General features: G+C 59.1%; 23 protein-coding genes. 14 read left to right on the forward strand and 9 right to left on the reverse strand.

The window, feature by feature from the left end; translation table 11 throughout:
• Positions 1-117: 117 nt before the first annotated feature.
• Entirely contained in the window at positions 118-1,080 is a 963-nt protein-coding gene (gene pfkA / locus GJV78_RS12100) for a 6-phosphofructokinase (protein ID WP_155108595.1), read from the reverse strand.
• Positions 1,081-1,260: 180 nt separating this feature from the next.
• Positions 1,261-2,166, reverse strand: coding sequence for a CDF family cation-efflux transporter FieF (fieF, locus tag GJV78_RS12105; RefSeq protein ID WP_155108596.1), 906 nt, complete (start codon positions 2,164-2,166; stop codon positions 1,261-1,263).
• Between the two features lie 447 nt (positions 2,167-2,613).
• On the opposite strand from fieF, the gene GJV78_RS12110 reads away from it, so the two are divergent.
• Both GJV78_RS12110 and yidD read left to right on the forward strand, forming a co-directional pair.
• Entirely contained in the window at positions 2,614-2,859 is a 246-nt protein-coding gene (locus GJV78_RS12110) for a DUF4177 domain-containing protein (protein WP_155108597.1), read from the forward strand.
• Positions 2,860-3,075: a membrane protein insertion efficiency factor YidD gene (gene yidD, locus GJV78_RS24010; protein WP_209439249.1), complete on the forward strand. Its 216-nt coding sequence runs from the start codon at positions 2,860-2,862 to the stop codon at positions 3,073-3,075.
• Positions 3,076-3,755: 680 nt separating this feature from the next.
• Here the strand turns inward: yidD and cpxP are convergent.
• Positions 3,756-4,256: a cell-envelope stress modulator CpxP gene (cpxP, locus tag GJV78_RS12120; protein ID WP_155108644.1), complete on the reverse strand. Its 501-nt coding sequence runs from the start codon at positions 4,254-4,256 to the stop codon at positions 3,756-3,758.
• A gap of 150 nt (positions 4,257-4,406) precedes the next feature.
• Here cpxP and cpxR point away from each other — a divergent pair, with 150 nt between their 5' ends.
• Both cpxR and cpxA read left to right on the forward strand, forming a co-directional pair.
• Positions 4,407-5,108 (forward strand): envelope stress response regulator transcription factor CpxR, encoded by a 702-nt coding sequence (gene cpxR, locus GJV78_RS12125; RefSeq protein ID WP_155108598.1) that lies wholly within the window; start codon positions 4,407-4,409, stop codon positions 5,106-5,108.
• On the forward strand, positions 5,105-6,478 hold the full coding sequence (cpxA, locus tag GJV78_RS12130) for an envelope stress sensor histidine kinase CpxA (RefSeq protein ID WP_155108599.1): 1,374 nt from the start codon (positions 5,105-5,107) through the stop codon (positions 6,476-6,478). The genes cpxR and cpxA overlap by 4 nt, the downstream gene beginning before the upstream one ends.
• 47 nt (positions 6,479-6,525) lie before the next feature.
• Here the strand turns inward: cpxA and yiiM are convergent, their stop codons facing one another.
• Positions 6,526-7,200 carry a 6-hydroxyaminopurine reductase gene (gene yiiM / locus GJV78_RS12135; RefSeq protein WP_155108600.1) on the reverse strand — a complete coding sequence of 225 codons (675 nt, stop codon included), beginning with the start codon at positions 7,198-7,200 and terminating at the stop codon, positions 6,526-6,528.
• A 151-nt stretch (positions 7,201-7,351) separates the two neighbouring features.
• Here yiiM and GJV78_RS12140 point away from each other — a divergent pair, with 151 nt between their 5' ends.
• A complete protein-coding gene (locus tag GJV78_RS12140; RefSeq protein WP_155108601.1) occupies positions 7,352-8,248 on the forward strand; it encodes a dihydrodipicolinate synthase family protein in 897 nt (298 codons plus the stop codon).
• A 41-nt stretch (positions 8,249-8,289) separates the two neighbouring features.
• On the opposite strand, the gene kdgT is transcribed toward GJV78_RS12140, so the two are convergent.
• Positions 8,290-9,273 carry a 2-keto-3-deoxygluconate transporter gene (gene kdgT / locus GJV78_RS12145; RefSeq protein WP_155108602.1) on the reverse strand — a complete coding sequence of 328 codons (984 nt, stop codon included), beginning with the start codon at positions 9,271-9,273 and terminating at the stop codon, positions 8,290-8,292.
• Between the two features lie 267 nt (positions 9,274-9,540).
• On the reverse strand, positions 9,541-10,164 hold the full coding sequence (gene sodA, locus GJV78_RS12150; protein ID WP_155108603.1) for a superoxide dismutase [Mn]: 624 nt from the start codon (positions 10,162-10,164) through the stop codon (positions 9,541-9,543).
• Positions 10,165-10,449: 285 nt separating this feature from the next.
• Between sodA and rhaT the strand changes: the two genes are divergently transcribed.
• Positions 10,450-11,484 (forward strand): L-rhamnose/proton symporter RhaT, encoded by a 1,035-nt coding sequence (gene rhaT, locus GJV78_RS12155; RefSeq protein ID WP_155108604.1) that lies wholly within the window; start codon positions 10,450-10,452, stop codon positions 11,482-11,484.
• On the opposite strand, the gene rhaR is transcribed toward rhaT, so the two are convergent.
• Together rhaR and rhaS are read right to left on the reverse strand one after the other, a co-directional pair.
• Positions 11,481-12,329: an HTH-type transcriptional activator RhaR gene (rhaR, locus tag GJV78_RS12160; RefSeq protein ID WP_167519530.1), complete on the reverse strand. Its 849-nt coding sequence runs from the start codon at positions 12,327-12,329 to the stop codon at positions 11,481-11,483. The two genes, rhaT and rhaR, sit on opposite strands and share 4 nt — an antisense overlap.
• A 72-nt stretch (positions 12,330-12,401) precedes the next feature.
• On the reverse strand, positions 12,402-13,238 hold the full coding sequence (gene rhaS, locus GJV78_RS12165) for an HTH-type transcriptional activator RhaS (protein WP_155108605.1): 837 nt from the start codon (positions 13,236-13,238) through the stop codon (positions 12,402-12,404).
• Between the two features lie 13 nt (positions 13,239-13,251).
• Between rhaS and GJV78_RS12170 the strand changes: the two genes are divergently transcribed.
• The 6 genes from GJV78_RS12170 to rhaM all read left to right on the forward strand — a co-directional run bounded on the left by GJV78_RS12170 (position 13,252) and on the right by rhaM (position 18,960).
• Positions 13,252-13,596: a hypothetical protein gene (locus tag GJV78_RS12170; RefSeq protein ID WP_155108606.1), complete on the forward strand. Its 345-nt coding sequence runs from the start codon at positions 13,252-13,254 to the stop codon at positions 13,594-13,596.
• A gap of 61 nt (positions 13,597-13,657) precedes the next feature.
• Positions 13,658-15,127: a rhamnulokinase gene (rhaB, locus tag GJV78_RS12175; RefSeq protein WP_155108607.1), complete on the forward strand. Its 1,470-nt coding sequence runs from the start codon at positions 13,658-13,660 to the stop codon at positions 15,125-15,127.
• Complete coding sequence (gene rhaA, locus GJV78_RS12180) at positions 15,124-16,383, forward strand: L-rhamnose isomerase (RefSeq protein WP_155108608.1); 1,260 nt, start codon at positions 15,124-15,126, stop codon at positions 16,381-16,383. Before rhaB ends, rhaA begins: the two co-directional genes overlap by 4 nt.
• 83 nt (positions 16,384-16,466) lie before the next feature.
• A complete protein-coding gene (gene rhaD / locus GJV78_RS12185) occupies positions 16,467-17,297 on the forward strand; it encodes a rhamnulose-1-phosphate aldolase (RefSeq protein ID WP_155108609.1) in 831 nt (276 codons plus the stop codon).
• Positions 17,298-17,500: 203 nt separating this feature from the next.
• Positions 17,501-18,649 (forward strand): lactaldehyde reductase, encoded by a 1,149-nt coding sequence (fucO, locus tag GJV78_RS12190; protein WP_155108646.1) that lies wholly within the window; start codon positions 17,501-17,503, stop codon positions 18,647-18,649.
• The gene (gene rhaM / locus GJV78_RS12195) at positions 18,646-18,960 is read left to right on the forward strand and encodes an L-rhamnose mutarotase (RefSeq protein WP_155108610.1); all 315 of its coding nucleotides are present in this window, start codon (positions 18,646-18,648) and stop codon (positions 18,958-18,960) included. The genes fucO and rhaM overlap by 4 nt, the downstream gene beginning before the upstream one ends.
• On the opposite strand, the gene GJV78_RS12200 is transcribed toward rhaM, so the two are convergent.
• Positions 18,961-19,509 carry a helix-turn-helix domain-containing protein gene (locus tag GJV78_RS12200; protein WP_155108611.1) on the reverse strand — a complete coding sequence of 183 codons (549 nt, stop codon included), beginning with the start codon at positions 19,507-19,509 and terminating at the stop codon, positions 18,961-18,963.
• Positions 19,510-19,608: 99 nt separating this feature from the next.
• Here GJV78_RS12200 and GJV78_RS12205 point away from each other — a divergent pair, with 99 nt between their 5' ends.
• On the forward strand, positions 19,609-20,268 hold the full coding sequence (locus tag GJV78_RS12205) for an AzlC family ABC transporter permease (RefSeq protein ID WP_155108612.1): 660 nt from the start codon (positions 19,609-19,611) through the stop codon (positions 20,266-20,268).
• Entirely contained in the window at positions 20,268-20,591 is a 324-nt protein-coding gene (locus tag GJV78_RS12210) for an AzlD domain-containing protein (protein ID WP_155108613.1), read from the forward strand. Before GJV78_RS12205 ends, GJV78_RS12210 begins: the two co-directional genes overlap by 1 nt.
• Positions 20,592-20,610: the final 19 nt, after the last annotated feature.

Below are 20,610 nucleotides of genomic sequence, written 5' to 3' on the forward strand. Positions count from 1 at the left end.
AAAAGATTGGTTATAGCTGAAGGGAATAAATAGTCGGGGAATGCGCCGGAGGGCAAACGTTAACCTGTCCGGCACGGGAAGAACAACAGATAGTCGGGGAGCGGGTACGGCGAAATATCAGTACAGCTTTTTCGCACATTCCAGCCAGTCGCCCTTGAACGGACGCTTCATATTTTCAATCGCGTCGATGATGTCGTGGTGCACCAGCTTTTCATTCTGAATACCAACGCAGCGGCCGCCGAAGCCTTCCAGCAGCAGCTCGATGGCGTAAGCACCCATGCGGGAGGCCAGAATACGGTCGTACGGCACCGGCGAGCCGCCGCGCTGAATATGACCAAGCACGGTGGAACGGGTTTCACGCCCGGTTTCTGCTTCGATGTAGCGCGCCAGCTCGTCAACGTTGCACATATGTTCGGTGATGGCCACGATGGCGTGCTTTTTACCCTTTGCAATTCCGGCTTTAATTTCCGACACCAGATCGTCCCGGCTGAAGTCTACCTCCGGCAGTACAATGAACTCACAACCGCCGGCGATCGCCGCCGCCAGGGTCAGATCGCCGCAGTAGCGCCCCATCACTTCAACGATAGAGATACGCTGGTGGGAAGAGGAGGTGTCGCGCAGGCGGTCAATCGCTTCCACCACCGTGCCCAGCGCGGTGAAGTAGCCGATAGTGTAGTCGGTGCCTTTAATATCGTTATCAATGGTGCCCGGCAGGCCGATGCAGGGGAAGCCCATCTCGGTTAAACGTTTCGCCCCCATATAGGAACCGTCGCCGCCAATCACCACCAGCGCGTCGATACCGCGTTTTTTCAGGTTTTCGATAGCCACGGCGCGAATGCTTTCTTCGCGGAATTCCGGGAAACGGGCGGAGCCGAGGAAGGTGCCGCCACGGTTGATCATGTCGGAAACGCTGTAACGGTCAAGCTGAACCATGCGATCTTCATACAGTCCCTGGTAACCATCATAAATGCCCATGACTTCCAGTCCTTCCGTCAGCGCTGAGCGTACAACACCACGGATTGCTGCGTTCATGCCCGGCGCATCACCGCCGCTTGTCAACACACCGATTTTCTTAATCATGACTACCTCTGAACTTAGGAATGCACATTGAAATCTGTCGCCGGAAGCCGATCCCGCCTGGTCGAAACGAGCCAACGATATTCAGATAGTATAACAACCGCATCAAGCTGAATTGATTCAGGTCAGCCTGTATGGCGGTAATTTATACACGAAATACTCGTCTGGCTCACTTTTTTACCTTCACGATAACAGCTCAAAACGTTTGCCTTCCCTGGGGACAACCGAACAGGGATCCTGATGAATAATGACATCCGATCCCGGGAAGCGCCGCAGAATGGCCTGCTCCACCTGCTCGGCCACTAAATGCGCCTCCACAAGCGGCAGGTTATCTTCCATTTCCAGATGAATTTGAATAAAGCGGGTTGGCCCTGACTGCCGCGTGCGGAGATCGTGAGCGCCGCTAACACCCGGCCATGACGTCACGATATCAATGATTTCCTTTCGCTCCTCATCGGGCAGGGCGCGGTCCAGCAGCGCCTGTACCGCCTCATACCCCATGCGCAGCGCGCTGTATAGAATATAGACGCCGATCCCCAGCGCAAACAGCGCGTCGGCGCGGTGCCAGCCGTACCAGGCCAGGCCAAGGGCGACGAGAATAGCGCCGTTCATCAGAACATCGGACTGATAATGCAGCATATCCGCCCGCACCGCCTGGCTTTGCGTTCTGCGAACCACCCAGCGCTGAAACGTCACAAGGATAAGGGTTGATATCAGGGCAATAACGGTGACTACAACCCCTACCCCCGGATCGGTCATCGGCGCAGGTTTAATCAGATTCGGAATGCTGGTCAAAAACAGGAACAGCGCCGAACCAGAGATAAACATGCTTTGTGCCAGCGCCGCCAGCGACTCCGCCTTGCCGTGGCCAAAGGTGTGATTTTCGTCCGCCGGCTGTAGAGAATAGCGCACCACCAGCAGATTGGTTAACGAGGCGGCAATATCCACCAGCGAATCCACCAGCGCCGCCAGAATACTGACCGATCCGGTGTACCACCATGCAAAAATTTTAATCAAAAGTAACAGCGAGGCCATTACCGTCGCCGCGATGGCCGCCCGGTTGACCAGCCGCCCGTAGGTCTGATTCATAAATGCTCCTGTATAACATGGCCGTAGTATAACGGACCTCATTAAACAGTTAGCGAAGAAAAAGATGACAATTTCAGGGTAAAAAACCCTTCCCCGGAAGGGGAAATCACAGATTTCGACTCTGGCCTCCGCTCTGTTTACCCCTTCTCTTTTTATACCGGAGGGCGCAGAACGTAGTGAACGACGTCCAAGCCCGACAACGCAGAATACGTGTGGCTCGCGTCCCACAGGGCTGGGGCCATTCAGGCCCGCTGCCGCGCATCTGGAATAACCAGACCTTACGGCTCGCGCCTTGCCCCGGGCCTGAATGACCACCAGCGACGCTCACCAACGGTTAAGGGACACAGCCTAATAAAGGGCGTATTATTCGCGGCCGGAACGATCCCCCTCTGGCGATTTTGCTTTCTTTTTTCTGGATCGATTCTGTAAATACTCACGGAGACAGCTATGTATAAGTACAAAATGGTGCAAATTCCGCCGAACATCGTGGTTAATGCAAGGAAAGTGAATAAAAATAACGCGGCGGCCGAGTATCTGGAAGAGGTCGTCAATGAGATGGCGCTGGAGGGCTGGGAGTTCCAGCGTATTGACAGCATCGGCGTGCAGGAGCAGCCCGGATGCGGCAGCATCTTCGGTGGGAAACAGGTGGGGCCGGTTAACTATTACGTCATCACGTTTCGCCAGGAGGTATAAATGCTGGCGTGGCTAAGCATCAGAGCCATTTTTCTTTACCGGACTTTCGCCCCTGACTCAGTGCGTCAACGATGCAGATACGCGCCCTCCTGCTCAGCCTATGCCATTTCATGCCTGCGCAGATATGGTTTTGTCAGGGGATGGAGGCTCGCGCTCTCCAGAATCAGGCGCTGCAGGCCACCGTACGGCGGCAGGGATTTACCGCCGACCTCCTGAGCGCCGCGGCTGGCGGGACGCTTCTCCGCAGGACAGGTAGCTCTGCGCTGAAATGTCCACACCGCGTCCACACCGGCGCGTTGTATCGCCGCCCGGGCGCTGGCCTGTTTCGCAATGTGCTGTTTTATCAGGATGTAAATAAAAAACGGATAAACAATCCCCACATCATGGGGGAAGACAGGGGTGGCGTTGTTTTTAACCGGTAAGCCACTGATAAAAATAGTTATTTCTTGTAATTTCCGTCCACAAAACGTCCACATCGACCAGAAACCCCGCAGCAGTTAGTTGCGGGGTTTTACTATACGCCATTGACTTACACCATTAACGTAATAATCTTACTTACACCGTACGCCAATGACGTATAGATCTGTGCAAAATATTTCAGTTGCGCCAGTTCGTACAGTTCCCCGCAAACCCGCGCCAGCTGCGGCTTTCTGTTTTTAAACACTTATGAGATCCCGCGCTGAATCCGCTGAAAGGGGGGCTGGGAGTCTGATCATTCCGTCCACATGTGGACACATTTTTCCGTTTCGGGACTGCCTGAAACCGCCTGAAACGGAAGTGTGGACAGTGTGGACGGTAAAATTGGCCTGAAAAGTTTGTAAGTCGTTGAAAAAAAACCCCCACATCATGTGGGGGGAAGACAGGGATGGTGTCTATGGCAAGGAAAACAGGGTTTGTTACTGGGTACGTGAGCTGCTACTGCTCAATAGCTTCAGCGATGAACTTTTTTGCCACTGCGTCACGCTGCGCAGCTGCTCCATTCGTTGCTGATGTTTCTGGTTCAAAACCGCCTGCTGCTCGGGCGTTAACAGGCGATACATCTGGTTGCGAACCCGGGCCATTTCGACCTGGCGGGCAACCTGCTCCTGCGCCATTTTTTCTGCCTGAGCGCGCACGGCGCTTTCATCAAATTTTTCTGCGGTGACAAGGCGGTGCATTGTCTCCACTTCGCTAACATTGACAGGAGGCTGTTCGTGTCTTGCCTGCTGCATCAGATCCCGCATCTGCTGTCGTTGATGCTCTGTTAAACTTATACCGTCGAACATATGGCTCTGCGTGTTGCGCTGAGCAGATCCTTCAGCCGGATGCCAGCTATCGCCGGTAACGGCTTCCGCAGCGTGGCTTAGCGAACTGAGTGCCAGGGTTGAGGCCATGACGACAGTGGTAACTTTGCGCATCATTTGCTCCCAAAATCTTCTCTGTCGCGATTCAACGAGAGCCAGTCTACGATTCGGGCTGCAAACATGCGTCAGGGGGTGTAAAACAACGTAAAGTCATGGAATAGCAGCGCACGATGACGTAATTTCTGCCCCGGAGGTACGTAAACAATGAATAAAATCCTGTTAGTTGATGACGATCGCGAGCTGACGTCCCTGTTAAAAGAGCTTCTCGAAATGGAGGGCTTTAACGTGCTGGTTGCCCATGACGGCGAACAAGCGCTTGACCTTCTGGACGACAGCATCGATCTCCTTTTGCTTGACGTGATGATGCCAAAGAAGAACGGTATCGATACGTTAAAAGCGCTTCGCCAGACACACCAGACTCCCGTCATTATGCTTACTGCCCGCGGCAGCGAGCTGGATCGCGTCCTCGGCCTTGAGCTGGGCGCAGATGATTATTTACCCAAACCGTTCAACGATCGCGAACTGGTGGCGCGTATCCGCGCGATCCTGCGCCGCTCCCACTGGAGCGAACAGCAGCAGAACAGCGACAGCGGCGGCTCGCCGACCCTCGAAGTTGACGCCCTGAGCCTCAATCCGGGCCGCCAGGAAGCCAGCTTCGCCGGCCAGATCCTCGAACTGACCGGCACCGAGTTCACTCTGCTCTATCTACTGGCGCAGCATCTCGGCCAGGTGGTTTCACGGGAGCATTTGAGCCAGGAAGTGCTGGGCAAGCGGCTGACGCCCTTTGACCGCGCCATCGACATGCATATTTCTAACCTGCGCCGTAAGCTGCCGGAGCGCCAGGATGGCCATCCGTGGTTTAAAACCCTGCGCGGCCGCGGCTATCTGATGGTTTCCGCTTCATGATAGGAAGCCTGACCGCGCGCATCTTCGCCATTTTCTGGCTAACGCTGGCGCTGGTGCTGATGCTGGTGCTGATGCTGCCCAAGCTCGATTCGCGTCAAATGACCGAGCTGCTGGATAGCGAACAGCGCCAGGGGTTAATGATTGAACAACATGTGGAAGCCGAACTGGCGAACGATCCCCCCAACGATTTAATGTGGTGGCGTCGCCTGTTTCGCGCGATTGATAAGTGGGCACCGCCCGGACAGCGGCTGCTGCTGGTAACCACCGAAGGGCGAGTGATCGGCGCTGAACGCAGCGAAATGCAGATCATTCGCAACTTTATTGGTCAGGCGGATAACGCCGATCATCCGCAGAAAAAGAAATATGGACGGGTCGAGATGGTGGGGCCGTTCTCCGTCAGGGACGGAGAAGATAACTACCAGCTCTATCTGATCCGACCGGCCAGCAGCTCCCAATCCGATTTCATCAACCTGCTGTTCGATCGTCCCCTGCTGTTGCTGATCGTCACCATGCTGGTAAGCTCCCCTCTGCTGCTATGGCTGGCCTGGAGTCTCGCCAAACCGGCGCGCAAGCTAAAAAACGCGGCGGACGAAGTGGCTCAGGGAAACCTGCGCCAGCATCCGGAGCTGGAAGCCGGCCCGCAGGAGTTTCTTGCGGCTGGTGCCAGCTTTAACCAGATGGTGACCGCCCTGGAGCGGATGATGACCAGCCAGCAGCGCCTGCTGTCGGACATCTCTCACGAGCTGCGCACGCCGCTCACCCGCCTGCAGCTGGGCACCGCGCTGCTGCGCCGCCGCAGCGGCGAAAGTAAAGAGCTGGAGCGCATTGAGACCGAGGCACAGCGCCTGGACAGCATGATCAACGATCTGCTGGTGATGTCGCGCAACCAGCAGAAAAACGCGCTGGTAAGCGAAACGATGAAGGCTAACCAGCTGTGGCGCGAAGTGCTGGATAACGCCGCGTTTGAAGCGGAACAGATGGGCAAATCGCTGACGGTTAACTTCCCGCCGGGGCCGTGGCCGCTGTACGGCAACCCAAACGCGCTGGAAAGCGCGCTGGAGAATATCGTCCGCAACGCCCTGCGCTACTCCCATACCACCATTGAGGTGGGTTTCGCGGTGGATAAAGAGGGGATCACCATTACCGTCGACGACGACGGGCCGGGCGTCAGCCCTGAGGACAGAGCGCAGATTTTCCGTCCGTTCTATCGCACCGACGAAGCGCGCGATCGCGAATCGGGCGGCACCGGCCTGGGCCTGGCGATTGTCGAAACCGCCATTCAGCAGCACCGGGGCTGGGTGAAGGCCGAAGACAGCCCGCTGGGCGGCCTGCGGCTGATCGTCTGGCTGCCGCTATATAAGCGCTCATAGCTCCCCCGCCGCGTCGGACGGGGCGTTCGCCCGTCCGGCCCGCGGGGCTATTTTCCCCACAAACGCCGTGAATAATCCTCAATTCTGCCGCTCAGCCGCCGGTTTTGCATCGTTCGGACCCAGCTTTTTGACAGTCCCGCCGCCGACAGCAGGCGGTGGATCTGCTCGTCGTCAAACGGCATATGCCAGGCGATGGCGATAGCTTCCCGCACGCTGACGTCGCTGACCCGGGATACCAGCTCCAGCGGCGCTTCCGTCGACACCGCTCCCGGCGCAATAACGCTATACAACCAGCCGGTCCTGCCGGCCTCCTGCATCCGACTCGCCATATCCTCCACCCCAAAGTGAAAGTTGAGCTTAAAGCACGGGGAGCGCGGCTGAGAGACCTGAATCAGCGCCCCGCCCCAGCGAAAGATATCGCCAATAAACACGTTCTCTTCGGTCAGGCCGTGGGTGGAGAGATTTTCGCCAAAGGCGGGGGCGACAAAGCGCTCCGCCAGCGCCGGAAGCGCCTGCGCCCAGTGCAGATAATGTTCGCGGGGATAGTGGCACAGCGCGCGGTCCGGCCCGCCGTGATAGCGCTTCTCCGCCTGCTCATCGCCTTCCAGTCCCAGCCCGGTAAGCATCAGTTCACCTTCAACCTGCCTTTTGGCTATCGCGCTGGGGCGGCTCCCCGCATAATCCACTACCTTGCCCCTGAATACCGCAACCGGATATTGCATCTGTCTCTTCCTCACTCTGTTTTGTTTATTACACCCTAATTATTTTACCCAGACTATTCAAAATGAGAGCGCGGTTCACCTGGCGCGGTGCGCCACATGCTATCAATGTAGATGTTTTTGAAACGCCATTTCACAATAAGGAGTCTGCTACATGACGATACAATCGCACTTTGCTGGCGTCTGGTGCCCCTCCATTACGCCAATGGATCACAACGGCAAAATCGACCTTAACGGCCTGAGCCAACATTTCCAGCGTCTGACCGCGGCGAACATTGATGTCATTTTGCTGATGGGCAGCATCGGAGAGTTCGCCTCTCTTAGCCTGGAGGAGCGGCTGATGCTCATCCGCGAAGCGCGCGCCATGAGCCCGCTGAAGATGGTCGCCAACGTCTCCTCAACCTGCGCCAGCGATGTGCTGCTGATGGCCCGGGAGGCCCACCGGGCGGGCTACGATGCGGTGATGATCCTGCCGCCGTACTACTACGGCCAGACGCCAAAGCAGCTTCTCAGCTATTTCCGCCAGCTGGGCGAACAGCTGGAGGGAAAATGGCTGGTCTACAACTTCCCGGCGCGAACCGGCTGCGATTTATCCCCGGAGCTGGTCGCCACCCTCGCCGCCGAGTTCCCTCAGTTTACCGGGGTCAAAGATACCGTTGACTGCCAGTCCCACACCCGCAGCATGATCCTGGCCACCCGGGCGGTTCGCGACGACTTCGCGGTCCTCTCCGGCTATGACGAATATTACATACCCAACCTGCTGGCGGGCGGCGCGGGGATTATCTCCGGGCTGAACAACGTCGTGCCGGAGCTGTTTGTCCGCGCGCGCGAAGCGTTTAAGCAGGGTGATTTGCAGGCGCTGCGGGATATTCAGCAGCAGATCGGCACCGGCATGGCGATTTACGCCATCGGCGAGGATTTTGTCACCACCATTAAAACCGTGGTATCGCGGAAGTTTGGCTACTGTACCGGGGTTTCTCGTAACGCGGGGGGCGCGCTGAACGAAAGCCAGCGTCAGGCAATCGATGAGCTGTTTTTAACGAAAGGATAAAAGAAAATGCCGGATGGCGCAGAGCCATCCGGCTGTCAGGATTATTTCACCGCGCCGCGGATATCCATTTCCGCCGCCTTCGCTTTCGCCCGCCGCGACCAGATGGAGGTGATAATCGGCACCAGAACAGAGGTCACAATCACCGAGGTCGCCACCAGCGAGGTGGCCGCGGGAGCCATCGGCTTAAAGGCGGGCACCATTTCCGCGATCAGCACCGGGGTGGCCACGGCCGCGCCGGCGGAGCTGGAGGCGGCAATGCCCGCCGTACCATCGCCGCCGCCAATCAGCTTATCGGCAATAATAAGCGGAACGCCGGTAATAATAATCACCGCCACGCCCAGCAGGATCCCCAGCAGGCCGGTCCGGGCGATGACGCTCAGATCGATGGTGTTACCCAGCGCGAAGGCGAAGAACGGAATCAGCGTCTGCACCGCCCTGCTGAAGAAGTCGCGCAGCTCAGGGTCAAGATTCCCCAGCGCAAAGCCCACCAGGAACGGCAGCACCGCGCCGACGAACACGTGCGGCTCAAAGGAGGCGATCCCGGCGGTGCCCAGAATAATCATGGTCATCAGCGGGCCGGACTCCAGCGACATCAGAACAAACGCGCCGGCCTCTTCTTTCGTGCCGTACTGCTGCATGATAGAGGCGTACAGTCCGCCGTTGGTCATATCCATAGAGGCCACCAGCGCCAGCGTGGACAGCCCGGCGAAGAATCCGGCCTCGACGCCGTGCGCCGGCAGAAGGCGCGACGTAACGGCCGCCACCACCCACGCCACGACGATCTTCGTTATCACCAGCGTCCCGGACTTGCGCAGCACGGTGCCCGTGGCGCTGAGCTTAATCGACGCGCCCATACAGAAGAACCACACGGCGAGGATCGGCACCGTGCCGGTGATTATGCCGTTGGTAAAGGACCCGAAATAAGCGCCCGCGCCGGGGGAGAAGGTGTGGCACAGCGCGCCCAGGAACAGTGGAACAAGCATCATGCCACCGGGGATTTTTTCTATAGTGCGTTTAATCTGCATATCCATCACCTGCAGCCATAAAAATGGCAAATTTTTTATCGGCTGATGCCCTCTCTTTTGATGGAGCATCAGGGTTAATGGGATGAAGATTAACATTCACGGGAGTGATAAAAGTGATCCACAGCACAAATTAAAACAATGTTTCATTTTAAATGGATCATTGTTTTTGCTTTGATTCAGATCACAAAAAAACCCCATCGACAACGCCGACGGGGCTGGAACTGCGTAAGGTCAGGCTCGGGGCAAGGCGCGAACCGTAAGGTCTGGTTATTCCTGATGCGCAGCGAAGCGTGCGGCAGCCTCGTCCCAGTTCACCACCTCCCAGAATGCTTTAATGTAGTCGGGGCGGCGGTTCTGGAATTTCAGATAGTAGGCGTGCTCCCATACGTCGAGGCCGAGGATCGGGAAGCCGGAAGCGCCGGAGATGGCTTCACCCATCAGCGGGGAATCCTGGTTCGCGGTGGAGACAACCGCCAGCTTGTCGCCCTTCAGCACCAGCCATGCCCAGCCGGAGCCAAAGCGGGTGGCGGCCGCTTTCTCAAATTCTTCTTTAAATTTCTCAACGGAACCGAAATCGCGTTCGATGGCGGCTTTCAGATCGCCCTGCAGGGTGGTGCCTTTCTTCAGGCCTTTCCAGAACAGGCTGTGGTTAGCGTGACCGCCCGCGTTGTTGCGCAGGACGGTTTTTTTGTCCGCCGGCACCTGATCCAGCTTCGCGATCAGCTCTTCAACCGGCAGGTCAGCCAGCTCTGGCAGGCTTTCCAGCGCCGCGTTGGCGTTGTTAACGTAGGTCTGATGGTGTTTGGTGTGGTGAATTTCCATCGTCTGCTTATCAAAGTGGGGTTCCAGGGCATCGTAAGCGTACGGCAGGGATGGCAGTGTATAGCTCATATTCATCTCCATTATTGTCGGGCGGCTCTTGTTAACGCCGCGTAAGCATTTGGTTCATTATAGTTAATTAAATGATATTGAAAATGATTCTGAATGCCGCATTTTTTATAGGGTTATTATTTTTCTCTTCATGGCCAGATATGTGAGCCTAATCACCCACTTAACGCGATAATTGCCATCAGGGACGAAACAACGGCAACCGTCACAAGGTTAATCACCTGCGCAATTTTTACACTCATCACGTCGGGAGGATCTAACCGACGATAAAACGATGAGGATAAAGTCATGAGTAACGCGATTACGATGGGGATTTTCTGGCATTTGATCGGGGCGGCCAGCGCAGCCTGTTTTTATGCCCCGTTTAAACAGGTCAAACAGTGGTCCTGGGAAACGATGTGGTCGGTCGGCGGGATTGTCTCGTGGCTGATCCTCCCCTGGACCATCAGCACCGTGCTACTGCCGGATTTCTGGGGCTACTTCAGCTCCTTCAGCCTTTCCACCCTGCTACCCGTTTTTCTGTTCGGGGCCATGTGGGGGATCGGCAACATCAACTACGGGCTGACCATGCGCTATCTCGGTATGTCGATGGGCATCGGTATCGCCATCGGCATTACGCTGATTGTCGGTACGCTGATGACGCCCATCATCAACGGCAACGTGGACGTTCTGCTCTACACCCGCGGCGGGCGCATGACGCTGCTCGGCGTGCTGGTGGCGCTGATCGGCGTCGGCATAGTGACCCGCGCCGGGCAGCTTAAAGAACGCAAAATGGGCATCAGGGCCGAAGAGTTTAACCTGAAGAAGGGGCTGCTGCTGGCGGTGATGTGCGGTGTCTTCTCCGCCGGCATGTCCTTCGCAATGAATGCCGCAAAGCCGATGCACGACGCCGCCGCGGCGCTGGGCGTCGATCCGCTGTACGTGGCCCTGCCGAGCTACGTGGTAATTATGGGCGGCGGCGCGCTGGTCAACCTCGGTTTCTGCTTTATTCGTCTGGCAAAAGTGCAAAATCTGTCGGTAAAAGCCGACTTCTCGCTGGCCCGATCGCTGCTCGTCAGCAACGTGCTGCTCTCCGCGCTGGGCGGCCTGATGTGGTATCTGCAGTTCTTCTTTTACGCCTGGGGGCACGCGCGCATTCCGGCGCAGTATGACTACATCAGCTGGATGCTGCACATGAGCTTTTACGTGCTGTGCGGCGGCATCGTCGGCCTGGTGCTTAAGGAGTGGAACAACGCCGGACGGCGTCCCGTCAGCGTACTGAGCCTGGGCTGCGTGGTGATCATCCTTGCCGCCAACATCGTCGGCATGGGCATGGCGAGCTAATCGCCGCGGCAACGGAGTAGACGCCACTGGCTGGGCGTCATCCCGGTTTCCCGCGTGAACACCACCGAAAAATAGTTACTGTCCTCAAAGCCGCAGCGCATGGAAATTTCGCTGACCATCAGCCTGCTGTGCTGGAGCAGGTACTGGGCGTGGCAGATGCGCACCTGGCGCTGATACTGGTTGATGGTCATTCCGGTCTGGCTACGAAACTGCTGGCGCAGCACCCGCTCGCTGCACGCCTCCCGTCGGCAAAATACGTCCAGCGCGAACGGCCGTTCAAGGCTGCCCGCCAGCGCGGCGATCAGCTTATCGAGCAGGGTTTCGCTGGTGGTCGCCGGCGGCGTATCAATGGCGTAGCGGTGGCGCTGCAGCAGCGTCACCAGCTGGCCGAACAGCAGCTCGGCCATGGGATTCGCCTGCGCATCGCTGCGCCCACTTTCCAGCTCAAGCAGGCCGATGGTCTGCCGGACCAGGGCTATGCCGCCGCTGCCGATCCGCCAGTGGGGCCGCCGTTCGTCGCCGCAAAAGCCCGGAATAGCGCTCTCCCAGTCGTAGTTCAACTTCAGCCGATCCGGGCAGTAAATAATATTTTGCAGGACCAGATCGTTAACCGAGGTGTAAGAGTGCCGATCTTCAGCGCGAATATAGAACAGGTCGCCGCGGATAATGCGGTAAGGGCGATCGTTAAGCACGTGCAGCCCGTTGCCGCGCCAGACCAGCACCAGCTCGCAAAATTCGTGGGTATGCTCGGCAAAGACGTTTTGCGGATAGCGATCGGCTACGGCTACGGCCTGATCGTCATTCGTAAAAAAGTCTTTTTTCAGCAGAACTAACTGATTCGTCACCGCTTTACCTCAAACACTAGCCGGGTTGCATTATCAGTAATTCGTCGGCGAAAAACGTCGACTGCTTTCGCGTTACTGAAGCGACACGTCGCGCCCCTGGCGAATATCGCGCGGTGACCAGGAGAATTCCCGGCGAAACAGGGTTGAAAAGTGGTTACTGTCGCCAAAACCGCAGCGATAGGCGATCTCCGTCACGCTGTCGTCGCTGTGTCGCAGCAAGTGGCGGGCTTTGATCAGGCGCAGGCGGTTCAGATAGCGCTGCGGGGTCAGGCCGGTTTGCTGCTTCAGCTGGCGATGCAGAGTGCGCAGCGACAGCGAAAAGCGCCCGGCTATCGTCTCCCAGCACACCTCTTCGGCATAGTGCTCTTCCAGCCACGCCATCAGCTGATTAAGCCGGACGTTGTTATTCACGTCCCCCTCCATCATGCTGCTGCGGCGCAGCAGCACCAGCAGCTGCATAAACAGGATCTCGCGGTTCGCTATCGCAGGCATATCCATTTCGCTATCGCTCTGTTCCAGCTGCGCCACCAGCTGCCGCACCTGCTGCAGCACGCCCTGGTTCACCCGCCAGTGGCAGGGATAAATGCCGTCCTGCTCCTGCGGCAGCAGCTGCTGCAGCCCGGCAAGGAAGCGAAAAGCATCCGGCGATCGATAGAGCACGTTGGTCAGACACAGGTTATCGGTATGTTCATACAGATGCCGGTCATGATCGCGCACAAAGCACACCGTACCGCCGCTGATGGCGTACGGCTGCCCGTTAAACACGTGAATACCGGTGCCGTGTTCAACAATGACGATCTCATGAAAATCATGGTGATGTTCAGGAAAAGCAGGCTGAGGAAGCCGGGGTTCAATGGCCACCGGCGCGCTACCTGACGGAAAAAAATCCACGCTGTGCAATACGGTCATAATGGCTTCCTGAATGCTGACACGTCTCTTTCAGACCGTTCCTTTACCCGTTGGCCTCATCCTGAGGGTCGCCTGCGGCGATGTAAATTTTCCCGCCGGGTGGGTTATTCAGACGCGGCCTGAAAGCGTTGATGTGGTGAACGAGACAGAAATAGTAATTAAGCCCCTTGTCCGCCACCTTAAATTTTTGACGTTAAAGCAGGCAAAAAGGGGCAATTTTTCAAGAAACGGCGGCAAAGTTCGCGAAATGCGGCGGCTGTCACATCCGTCGCAAAGGGCGTTTTTACAGGGAAGTGTGAACGCTATCACGTTCACCTTTGCTCTCTTGCCAGCGGCGAATTTCACCTGTCAGTCATAAAAAGGCGTCGCGTCGCCGGGATTCATAGACTGGGCGTAATGAAACTCAGAAGGATCTCGTTATGACTGTTCGCCATTGTGTTGCCGTCGATCTCGGTGCCTCCAGCGGGCGCGTGATGCTGGCACGCTACGACAGAGAACGCCGTTCGCTGACGCTGCGTGAAATCCACCGCTTTGTAAACGGCCTGCAAAAAAAGGGCGGTTTCGACTGCTGGGATCTTGACGCTCTGGAAGAGGCTATCCGCCTTGGGCTGGCGAAAGTCTGTGACGAAGGTATCCGCATTGATAGCATCGGTATCGACACCTGGGGCGTGGACTACGTGCTACTCGACAAGCGCGGCCGCCGCGTCGGCCTGCCGGTTTCCTACCGCGACGGCCGCACCGCCGGCATCATGCAGCAGGCGCTGGATCGGCCCGGCAGGGACGATATCTGGCAGCGCAGCGGCATCCAGTTTTTGCCTTTTAATACCCTTTATCAGCTGAAAGCGCAGATCGCGCAGCAGCCGGAGCTGGCCCCGCAGGTCGCCCACGCCCTGCTGATCCCCGACTACTTCAGCTACCGCCTGACCGGCGAAATGAACTGGGAATACACCAACGCCACCACCACCCAGATGGTCAATATCAATACCGACGACTGGGACGATAGCCTGCTGGCGTGGAGCGGCGCGAAGAGGGCCTGGTTCGGCCGCCCCACCCATCCTGGCAATATCATCGGCCACTGGATCTGCCCGCAGAAAAACCGCATCCCGGTGGTGGCCGTCGCCAGCCACGATACCGCCAGCGCGGTCATCGCCGTGCCGCTACGGGATCATAAAAGCGCCTGGCTCTCCTCCGGCACCTGGTCGCTGATGGGCTTTGAAAGCCGGATGCCGTGGACCAGCAGCGCGGCGCTGGCGGCCAATATCACCAACGAAGGCGGTGCCGAGGGGCGCTATCGGGTGTTGAAAAACATTATGGGACTATGGCTCCTCCAGCGCGTGCTGAAAGAGCGGCAGGTGGCCAATCTGCCGGCCCTTATCGCCGATACCGCCGCGCTGCCGGCCTGCCGGTTCCTGATCAATCCTAACAGCGACCGCTTTATTAACCCGGACAACATGTGCGCGGAGATCCAGGCCGCCTGCCGTGAGACCGGCCAGCCCGCGCCCGACAGCGACGCCGAGCTGGCGCGCTGCATTTTTGACAGCCTCGCGCTGCTCTATGCCGAGGTGCTACAGGAGCTGGCGCAGGTGCGTAACGAGGCCTTCAGTCAGCTGCACATCGTCGGCGGCGGCTGCCAGAACGCGCTGCTTAACCAGCTGTGCGCCGACGCCTGCGGGATCCGTGTCATCGCCGGTCCCGTTGAAGCCTCCACCCTCGGCAATATCGGCATTCAGCTGATGGCCCTGGACGAGCTGGACAGCGTCGACGACTTCCGCCAGACGGTAGTCGGAAACGACGGCCTGACGACGTTTATCCCCAACCCTGACAGTGAAATTGCCCGCTACCGGGCACAGCTGCAGTCCACACCACAGACAAAGGAGCTTTGCGCATGACCACTCAACTAGAACAGGCCTGGGAACTGGCGAAACAGCGCTTTGCCGCGGCAGGCATCGACGTCGAGGAGGCGCTGCGCCAGCTCGATCGTCTGCCGGTATCGATGCACTGCTGGCAGGGCGATGACGTCGCCGGGTTCGAAAATCCGCAAGGTTCGCTGACCGGCGGCATTCAGGCCACCGGCAACTATCCGGGCAAGGCGCGCAACGCCGACGAGCTCCGTGCCGACCTGGAGCTGGCCCTGAGCCTGATCCCGGGGCCGAAGCGCCTGAATCTGCACGCTATCTATCTGGAGTCCGACACGCCGGTCCCCCGCAACCAGATCGAGCCGAAGCACTTTAAAAACTGGGTCGAGTGGGCGAAGCAGCAGCGGCTGGGCCTCGACTTCAACCCGTCCTGCTTCTCACATCCGCTGAGCGCCGACGGTTTCACCCTCTCGCACGCCGACGACAGCATTCGTCAGTTCTGGATCGACCACTGCAAGGCCAGCCGCCGCGTCTCGGCGTACTTCGGCGAGCAGTTGGGCACCCCGTCGGTTATGAACATCTGGATCCCGGACGGCATGAAGGATATCACCGTGGACCGCCTGGCCCCGCGCCAGCGCCTGCTGGCGGCGCTGGACGAGGTCATCAGCGAGAAGCTCGACCCGGCGCACCACATCGATGCGGTGGAGAGCAAGCTGTTCGGCATCGGTGCCGAAAGCTACACCGTCGGCTCCAGTGAGTTCTACATGGGCTACGCCACCAGCCGCCAGACCGCGCTGTGCCTGGACGCGGGCCACTTCCACCCGACCGAGGCGATCTCTGACAAGATCTCCGCCGTCATGCTCTACGTGCCGCGCCTGCTGCTGCACGTCAGCCGCCCGGTGCGCTGGGACAGCGATCACGTGGTGCTGCTGGACGATGAAACCCAGGCCATCGCCAGCGAGATCGTGCGCCACGGCCTGTTTGACCGCGTGCACATCGGCCTCGACTTCTTCGACGCCTCTATTAACCGCATCGCGGCGTGGGTTATCGGCACCCGCAACATGAAAAAAGCGCTGCTGCGCGCCCTGCTGGAGCCGACGGCGCAGCTGCGCCAGTTGGAAGCCAGCGGCGATTACACCGCCCGCCTGGCGCTGCTGGAAGAGCAAAAATCCCTGCCGTGGCAGGCGGTCTGGGAGATGTACTGTCAGCGCCATGACGTTCCGGCGGGCTACCAGTGGCTGGAAAACGTGCGCGCCTGGGAAAACGACATTTTACGCAAGCGCAGCTAACCATGCGGGCCGGATAACCTCGCGCTTATCCGGCCAGGACAACGCCCGCAAGCGTCGGGCGATAAAACAGGAACACCAAGACGATGCAGACGATTACCCATTCCTGGTTCGTCCAGGGAATGATTAAAGCAACCTCCGACGCCTGGCTGAAGGGCTGGGACGAGCGTAACGGCGGCAACCTCACGCTGCGCCTGGACGAAGCGGACATTGCGCCCTTTAGCGCCGATTTTCACCCGACGCCGCGCTATATCCCGCTGAGCCAGCCGATGCCGCAGCTGGCAAATACGCCGTTCATCGTGACCGGCTCCGGCAAATTCTTTCGCAACGTCCAGCTCGATCCGGCGGCCAACATTGGCGTGGTAAAGGTGGACGGCGACGGCGCGGGCTATCACATTTTATGGGGCCTGACCGCCGATGCGGTGCCGACCTCCGAGCTGCCGGCGCACTTTCTTTCCCACTGCGAGCGCATCAGGGCGACCGGCGGCAAAGATCGGGTAATCATGCACTGCCACGCCACCAACCTGATCGCCCTGACCTGGGTGCTGGAAAACGACACGGCGCTGATCACCCGCAAGCTATGGGAAGGCAGCACCGAGTGCCTGGTGGTCTTTCCGGACGGCGTCGGCATCCTGCCGTGGATGGTGCCGGGCACCGATGAGATAGGCCAGGCCACCGCCGCGCAGATGCGACAGCATTCGCTGGTGCTGTGGCCGTTCCACGGCGTATTCGGCAGCGGTCCGACCCTCGACGAGGCGTTCGGCCTGATCGACACCGCGGAAAAATCCGCCGAGGTGCTGGTTAAAGTGCTGTCGATGGGCGGCATAAAGCAGACCATTACCCGCGATCAGCTGATTGCGCTGGGCAAGCGCTTCGGCGTCACTCCGCTCGAAAGCGCGTTAGCCCTGTACCCGTAACGCCGCGATGTTCCGCTCGTCGGGACGGGCGGATCGCCGGGCCTGGGGTGCCGATCGTCCGGGGGTGGAACGATCGTCGCGTCGACCGGCGAGCCGCCGCTAAACACGACGCCCCGGCGTCTTAACCGCCGGGTAAACCTGAATACCTCCCGCGACGGGGCATGTCGCCGCCGGAAGAGACCATTCTATAAAGGAGAATTATGATGAGTTTTATGCTGGCACTTCCCAAAATCAGCCTGCACGGTGCCGGGGCCATTGGCGATATGGTCAACCTTGTTGCCGACAAGCGCTGGGGCAAGGCGCTGATCGTCACCGACGGCCGGCTGGTTAAGCTGGGCCTGCTGGACAGCCTGCTTACCGCGCTGGCAGAACATAATATGCCTTATCATCTGTTCGACGAGGTCTTCCCGAACCCCACCGAAGAGCTGGTGCAAAAAGGCTACGCCGCCTACCGGCAGGCGAACTGTGATTATCTTATCGCCTTCGGCGGCGGTAGCCCCATCGACACCGCCAAAGCGGTGAAGATCCTGACCGCCAACCCCGGCCCTTCCACCGCCTGTTCCGGCGTCGGCAAGGTAAAAAATCCAGGCGTGCCGCTGGTGGCGATCAACACCACCGCCGGCACCGCCGCTGAAATGACCAGCAACGCGGTGATTATCGACTCCGCCCGGCAGGTGAAAGAGGTGATTATCGATCCGAACATCATTCCGGATATCGCCGTCGACGACGCCAGCGTCATGCTGGATATTCCGCCCGCCGTTACCGCCGCCACCGGAATGGACGCCCTGACCCACGCGGTGGAGGCGTATGTTTCCCGCGGTGCCCATCCGCTGACCGACGCCAACGCGCTGGAGGCGATCCGGCTCATCAACCTGTGGCTGCCAAAAGCGGTCAGCGAGGGCCACAATCCTGAGGCCCGGGAGCAGATGGCGTTTGGTCAGTATCTGGCGGGCATGGCGTTCAACAGCACCGGTCTGGGCCTGGTGCACGCGCTGGCGCACCAGCCGGGGGCCACGCACAACCTGCCGCACGGCGTATGCAACGCCATTCTGTTGCCGGTAGTCGAAAACTTTAACCGCCCGAACGCGGTGGCGCGCTTTGCCCGCATGGCGCAGGCGCTGGGCGTGGACACCCGCGACATGAGCGACGAGGAGGCAAGCATCGCGGCGATCGATGCCATCCGGGCCTTAAGCAAAGAGGTCGGCATTCCCCGGGGCTTCAGCCAGCTTGGGATAAGCAAAGCGGATATCGAAGGCTGGCTGGATAAGGCGCTGGCGGACCCCTGCGCGCCGTGCAACCCGCGCCCCGCCGGCCGTGACGAAGTCCGCGCGCTGTATCTGGAGGCGTTATGATCCGCAAAGCGTTCGTTATGCAGGTTAACGCCGACGCCCACGAAGAGTATCAACGCCGACATACCCCGATCTGGCCGGAGCTGGAGGCGGTACTGAAGGCGCACGGGGCGCACCGCTACGCAATCTATCTCGACAAAGCGCGGCACCTGCTGTTTGCCACGGTAGAGATTGAGTCGGAGGAGCGCTGGAACGCGGTGGCCAGCACTGAAGTGTGCCAGCGCTGGTGGCGGCATATGCGCGACGTGATGCCCGCCAATCCGGACAATAGCCCGGTGAGCGCGGAGCTGAAGGAGGTGTTTTTCCTCGAATGATCACCGCTGCTCGGCGACGAGGATCGCCTGGGTATCCGGCTCCAGCGCTTTAAACAGGTGTTCGCGATCGGCGGGATAGCAGATATAGTCGCCCTCGCCTAACTCTTCCGGAGCCTCCGTCAGGCCGACGAGCGCTCTGCCCTGGGTCACGATAATATGCTCCACCGAACCCGGCGGATGCGGGTGAGAAAGCCGATCCGCCCCCGGCTGCGTCATCAGCAGATAGATATCGCGACGCGCCCCCGGCGGACAGGCCGCCAGCAGTATCGCCTGATAGTGCGCCTGCTCCGCCACCACCTTCGTTCCTTCACCGCGGCGAATAACCTGGGTTATTTGCTCCCGTGGCTCCAGCAGGCGCGCAAAGGGAATATCCAGCGCCACGCACAGCGACCAGAGCGTCTCAAGGCTAGGGTTACCCTGGCCCGCCTCCAGCTGAGAAAGCGTGGACTTGGCAATCCCCGCCCGCCGGGCGATTTCCGCCAGCGAGAGGCCGGTGCGCTGCCGTTCGCGCGTCAGGCTGCTGGCGATAATGCTAATAGGTTGTGTCATCTTCAGCTCTGTACCGCTATAACGAACGAATTGTTCGACTTGTCAATCGAATCTGCGGCGTTCATTATAATGGAAATTCGTTCGATATGGCGAAAGGGAATGAAACACAACTTTTCCTGTCTCAGCGGGGAGACGATAAAAGCTATTTTTCTGGTCTGCCTCGCCGTCGGGGTGGTGGGCATGTCCTACGGCTCGCTGGCGATGGCTTACGGCTTCCCGCTCTGGGTGCCGTTTGTGCTCTCTGTTTTTGTGCTGGCGGGCGCGTCGGAATTTATGTTTATCGGCATTGTCGCCAGCGGCGGCAACCCGATTGCGGCGGCGGCGGCTGGCCTGCTGGTGAACGCCCGCCATATTCCGTTTGGCGTAACGGTGCGGGAGCTGGTCGGTAAGCGCGCCGCCGGTCTCTTCGGCTGCCATATTATGAACGATGAGAGCGTGGTGTTCGGTCTGTCGCAGAAAACCCCGGATCAGCGTAAAGCCGCCTACTGGCTGTGCGGGCTGGGCGTCGCCCTGCTCTGGCCGCTGGGTGCGCTGCTGGGTGCTCAGGTCGGCAGGCTGCTGCCCGCGCCGGAGACCATCGGTCTTGACGCCGTTTTTCCCGCCATTCTGCTGGCGCTGGTTATTCCGGCGTTTAAAAACCGCACCACGCTGATCCGCAGCTGCTGCGGCGCGGCGCTGTCGCTGGCCGCCGTGCCCTTTGCGCCGGCGGGCCTGCCGGTGCTGCTCTCCCTGCTGGGTCTGCTGTCGAGGAAAAAGTAATGGGCGACATAACGCTGTTTATCGTTGGCATCGCCATACTTTCGGCGGGGACCTACCTGATGCGCCTCGGTGGAGCAAAGCTCGGTAGCCGGCTGGCGCTGTCCGAACGCGCTCAGGCGCTGCTCTCCGACGCCGCCACGGTTTTATTATTTTCCGTCGCGCTGGCCACCATGTTCTTTGAAGGCAACCATTTTGCCGGCATGGCGCGGGTGCTGGGCGTCGGCTTTGCGCTATTTCTCGCCTGGCGCAGGATGCCGCTAATCGTGGTGATTATCGCCGCGGCGGTCGTCACGGCGCTGCTGCGGCTGGCGGGGCTGCATTAAGGCCAGCTTTTCCCGGAGG

Source organism: Intestinirhabdus alba (assembly GCF_009711095.1).
Taxonomy (GTDB): Bacteria; Pseudomonadota; Gammaproteobacteria; order Enterobacterales; family Enterobacteriaceae; genus Intestinirhabdus; species Intestinirhabdus alba.

Excerpts from the sequence above, each read along its gene's own strand:
- pfkA (WP_155108595.1), bottom strand. The coding sequence starts at position 1,080 with ATGATTAAGAAAATCGGTGTGTTGACAAGCGGCGGTGATGCGCCGGGC.
- kdgT (WP_155108602.1), bottom strand. The coding sequence starts at position 9,273 with ATGCAGATTAAACGCACTATAGAAAAAATCCCCGGTGGCATGATGCTT.
- cpxP (WP_155108644.1), bottom strand. The coding sequence starts at position 4,256 with ATGCGCAAAGTTACCACTGTCGTCATGGCCTCAACCCTGGCACTCAGT.
- yiiM (WP_155108600.1), bottom strand. The coding sequence starts at position 7,200 with ATGCAATATCCGGTTGCGGTATTCAGGGGCAAGGTAGTGGATTATGCG.
- fieF (WP_155108596.1), bottom strand. The coding sequence starts at position 2,166 with ATGAATCAGACCTACGGGCGGCTGGTCAACCGGGCGGCCATCGCGGCG.
- rhaT (WP_155108604.1), top strand. The coding sequence starts at position 10,450 with ATGAGTAACGCGATTACGATGGGGATTTTCTGGCATTTGATCGGGGCG.
- rhaS (WP_155108605.1), bottom strand. The coding sequence starts at position 13,238 with ATGACCGTATTGCACAGCGTGGATTTTTTTCCGTCAGGTAGCGCGCCG.
- GJV78_RS12205 (WP_155108612.1), top strand. The coding sequence starts at position 19,609 with ATGAAACACAACTTTTCCTGTCTCAGCGGGGAGACGATAAAAGCTATT.
- GJV78_RS12210 (WP_155108613.1), top strand. The coding sequence starts at position 20,268 with ATGGGCGACATAACGCTGTTTATCGTTGGCATCGCCATACTTTCGGCG.
- fucO (WP_155108646.1), top strand. The coding sequence starts at position 17,501 with ATGAGTTTTATGCTGGCACTTCCCAAAATCAGCCTGCACGGTGCCGGG.
- GJV78_RS12110 (WP_155108597.1), top strand. The coding sequence starts at position 2,614 with ATGTATAAGTACAAAATGGTGCAAATTCCGCCGAACATCGTGGTTAAT.
- rhaD (WP_155108609.1), top strand. The coding sequence starts at position 16,467 with ATGCAGACGATTACCCATTCCTGGTTCGTCCAGGGAATGATTAAAGCA.
- rhaB (WP_155108607.1), top strand. The coding sequence starts at position 13,658 with ATGACTGTTCGCCATTGTGTTGCCGTCGATCTCGGTGCCTCCAGCGGG.
- GJV78_RS12200 (WP_155108611.1), bottom strand. The coding sequence starts at position 19,509 with ATGACACAACCTATTAGCATTATCGCCAGCAGCCTGACGCGCGAACGG.
- rhaM (WP_155108610.1), top strand. The coding sequence starts at position 18,646 with ATGATCCGCAAAGCGTTCGTTATGCAGGTTAACGCCGACGCCCACGAA.
- sodA (WP_155108603.1), bottom strand. The coding sequence starts at position 10,164 with ATGAGCTATACACTGCCATCCCTGCCGTACGCTTACGATGCCCTGGAA.
- GJV78_RS12170 (WP_155108606.1), top strand. The coding sequence starts at position 13,252 with ATGCTGACACGTCTCTTTCAGACCGTTCCTTTACCCGTTGGCCTCATC.
- yidD (WP_209439249.1), top strand. The coding sequence starts at position 2,860 with ATGCTGGCGTGGCTAAGCATCAGAGCCATTTTTCTTTACCGGACTTTC.
- cpxA (WP_155108599.1), top strand. The coding sequence starts at position 5,105 with ATGATAGGAAGCCTGACCGCGCGCATCTTCGCCATTTTCTGGCTAACG.
- GJV78_RS12140 (WP_155108601.1), top strand. The coding sequence starts at position 7,352 with ATGACGATACAATCGCACTTTGCTGGCGTCTGGTGCCCCTCCATTACG.
- rhaA (WP_155108608.1), top strand. The coding sequence starts at position 15,124 with ATGACCACTCAACTAGAACAGGCCTGGGAACTGGCGAAACAGCGCTTT.
- cpxR (WP_155108598.1), top strand. The coding sequence starts at position 4,407 with ATGAATAAAATCCTGTTAGTTGATGACGATCGCGAGCTGACGTCCCTG.